We start from the raw sequence: 3,732 nt of genomic DNA, 5'->3' as shown, positions 1-3,732 counted from the left end.
TGGTTGCGGGGGCAGGATTTGAACCTGCGGCCTTCAGGTTATGAGCCTGACGAGCTACCGGGCTGCTCCACCCCGCGTCCTCAAGGTGAGGCTCCTTCGCCTCATCCTGACATCGACGAACCGCGCAGCGGTTTGTCGTAGTGCCGGGGCAACTGCGAAGCGGTTGCTCCCGTACGACGTTTCCGTCGTCATTCCGGAGCAAAACCCTATGGGTTTTGTCTCCTGTAAGGGACGCACCATTATATGTCTGGTGAATGCCCTCAAATTTCAGTCGGCCGATTATAGCAGAAAGGACCGCTTTAGGCGGCCCTTTTGTTTCGGCCTGGGCCGTTTTCGTTCAGAGAAGATTTTTTGTTGCGCTTGGCAGACCTGGCAGCGACCGACTCTCCCGCGTCTTAAGACGAAGTACCATAGGCGCTGGGGCGTTTCACGGCCGTGTTCGGAATGGGAACGGGTGCAGCCGCCCCGCCATAACCACCAGGTCAGCGAAGCGCAACAAATTGAGAAGCTGGCAGGCATTCGCCTGTTTTCTTTTAAACACGTCTAGGCGTCATTTCTGTCTGATGACAGTCATGAGCATTGATCAATGAGAACGATCAAGCCAATCGAGCTATTAGTACCGGTAAGCTTCACACATTGCTGCGCTTCCACACCCGGCCTATCAACGTGGTCGTCTTCCACGGCTCTGATAGGGAATACTCGTTTTCAGGTTGGTTTCCCGCTTAGATGCCTTCAGCGGTTATCCATTCCATATGTAGCTACCCTGCTATGCCGTTGGCACGACAACAGGTCCACCAGAGATATGTCCATCCCGGTCCTCTCGTACTAGGGACAGATCCTGTCAATATTCCTACACCCACGGCAGATAGGGACCGAACTGTCTCACGACGTTCTGAACCCAACTCACGTACCGCTTTAAATGGCGAACAGCCATACCCTTGGGACCTGCTCCAGCCCCAGGATGCGATGAGTCGACATCGAGGTGCCAAACAACCCCGTCGATATGGACTCTTGGGGGTCATCAGCCTGTTATCCCCGGCGTACCTTTTATCCGTTGAGCGATGGCCCTTCCACGCGGGACCACCGGATCACTATGACCGACTTTCGTCTCTGCTCGACTTGTCAGTCTCGCAGTCAGGCGGGCTTATGCCATTGCACTCGACGACCGATTTCCGACCGGTCTGAGCCCACCATCGCGCGCCTCCGTTACTCTTTCGGAGGCGACCGCCCCAGTCAAACTACCCACCATACACTGTCCCGGATCCGGATAACGGACCGCGGTTAGACATCCATGACGATAAGGGTGGTATTTCAAGGATGGCTCCACGGAAACTGGCGTCCCCGCTTCAAAGCCTACCACCTATCCTACACATGCCGACACGAATGCCAGTGTAAAGCTATAGTAAAGGTGCACGGGGTCTTTCCGTCTGACCGCAGGAACCCCGCATCTTCACGGGGAATTCAATTTCACTGAGTCTATGTTGGAGACAGCGGGGAAGTCGTTACGCCATTCGTGCAGGTCGGAACTTACCCGACAAGGAATTTCGCTACCTTAGGACCGTTATAGTTACGGCCGCCGTTTACTGGGGCTTCGATTCAAAGCTTGCACCTCTCCTCTTAACCTTCCAGCACCGGGCAGGCGTCAGACCCTATACGTCGTCTTGCGACTTCGCAGAGCCCTGTGTTTTTGATAAACAGTCGCTACCCCCTGGTCTGTGCCACCCCACCACACTTGCGTGCGAAGGGGTCACGCTTCTTCCGAAGTTACGCGTGCAATTTGCCGAGTTCCTTCAACATAGTTCTCTCAAGCGCCTTGGTATACTCTACCTGACCACCTGTGTCGGTTTCGGGTACGGTCTATACGGTGGAGCTATTTCCTGGAACCGCGTCCCTGCAAGATCAATCCAATAAGACCTTACAAGTTGAGCAATCCGTCACTACCACCAGGCCCACGAATATTAACGTGGTTCCCATCGACTACGCGTGTCCGCCTCGTCTTAGGGGCCGGCTAACCCTGCTCAGATTAACTTTAAGCAGGAACCCTTGGTCTTTCGGCGAGAGGGTCTCTCACCCTCTTTATCGTTACTCATGTCAACATTCGCACTTCCGATACCTCCAGGACCCCTCACGGGTATCCCTTCACAGGCTTACGGAACGCTCCGCTACCACTGCGGTAACCCGAAGGTTACTACAATCCTCAGCTTCGGTGCATGGCTTCAGCCCCGTTACATTTTCGGCGCAAAGACCCTTATTTAGACCAGTGAGCTGTTACGCTTTCTTTAAATGATGGCTGCTTCTAAGCCAACATCCTGGTTGTTTTGGGATCCTCACATCCTTTCCCACTTAGCCATGACTTGGGGACCTTAGCTGGAGGTTAGGGTTGTTGCCCTTTTCACGACGGACGTTAGCACCCGCCGTGTGTCTGCCGACTAGTACTCCCCGGTATTCGGAGTTTGGTTAGGATCAGTAAGACGGTGAGTCCCCATAGCCCATCCAGTGCTCTACCCCCGGGGGTATTCGGTCGACGCTCTACCTAAATAGATTTCGCGGAGAACCAGCTATTTCCGAGTTTGATTGGCCTTTCACCCCTAGCCACAAGTCATCCCAATCTATTGCAACAGATGCGGGTTCGGTCCTCCAGTTGGTGTTACCCAACCTTCAACCTGCTCATGGCTAGATCACTCGGTTTCGGGTCTAATGCAACTAACTAAATCGCCCTATTCAGACTCGCTTTCGCTTCGCCTACACCTACCGGCTTAAGCTTGCTAGTTACACTAAGTCGTTGACCCATTATACAAAAGGTACGCCGTCACCCTTGCGGGCTCCGACTGTTTGTAGGCATCCGGTTTCAGGTTCTATTTCACTCCCCTTGTCGGGGTGCTTTTCACCTTTCCCTCACGGTACTTGTTCGCTATCGGTCATGCACGAGTACTTAGGCTTGGAGAGTGGTCTCCCCATGTTCAGACAGGATTTCACGTGCCCCGCCCTACTCTAGGACATTGAAAGTGTTTACGCGTACGGGGCTGTCACCCACTACGGCCAAGCTTTCCAGCTTGTTCCACTTTAACTTCCAATGCCACTGGCCTGGTCCGCGTTCGCTCGCCACTACTTGCGGAGTCTCGGTTGATGTCCTTTCCTGCAGGTACTTAGATGTTTCAGTTCCCTGCGTTCGCTTCTTACACCCTATTTTATTCAGGTGCAGATACCTTATCACAATGCTTGGAAACCTAAGCCGTACCGAAGCACAACTTAGATTTTCCAAGCATTTAAGGTGGGTTTCCCCATTCGGAGATCCATGGATCAAAGCTTATTCGCAGCTCCCCACGGCTTTTCGCAGCGTATCACGTCCTTCATCGCCTGTGCATGCCAAGGCATCCACCAAATGCCCTTACGACACTTAATCGTTCTCATTGCCAATGCTCATCATCTCGCTGCTCGCATCCCTAAGGAAACGGCAACAGACCGGGTTACCTTTTACAACCCAGTCAATCCAACAATGCCATCGACGTGTTCGACCTGATTGCTTTATTGGAGCTACGCCGAGCAGCTCGCTTGCATCAGGTCTTAAGACCAGCTTCTCGAGATTAAATCCGGTACCGCGCGGTCAGGCAACGGTAATCAGACCAGCCATCAGACAGCACCCGAAGGCACCGAACAATGGTCAATCCTGACGACAGGCTTCCTTCCTACCTCCAGTCCCTCCACCAGATCCGGCCGACTAAGCCATCCTTG

The 3,732-nt window shown here is 53.5% G+C and carries 1 tRNA gene and 2 rRNA genes; all 3 read right to left on the bottom strand.

What is annotated here, in order from left to right:
* The 3 genes from FHT97_RS30440 to FHT97_RS30430 all read right to left on the bottom strand — a co-directional run bounded on the left by FHT97_RS30440 (position 1) and on the right by FHT97_RS30430 (position 3,403).
* Positions 1–77: transfer RNA gene (locus tag FHT97_RS30440), tRNA-Met, on the bottom strand.
* Positions 78–367: 290 nt separating this feature from the next.
* A 5S ribosomal RNA gene (gene rrf / locus FHT97_RS30435) occupies positions 368–482 on the bottom strand.
* A gap of 110 nt (positions 483–592) precedes the next feature.
* Positions 593–3,403, bottom strand: a 23S ribosomal RNA gene (locus FHT97_RS30430).
* Between the last annotated feature and the right edge of the window lie 329 nt (positions 3,404–3,732).

This window comes from Rhizobium sp. BK399 (genome assembly GCF_014194695.1).
GTDB lineage: Bacteria > Pseudomonadota > Alphaproteobacteria > Rhizobiales > Rhizobiaceae > Rhizobium.
Note: the sequence above shows the minus strand (reverse complement) of the source record. Positions and strands in the feature narration are given on the sequence as shown.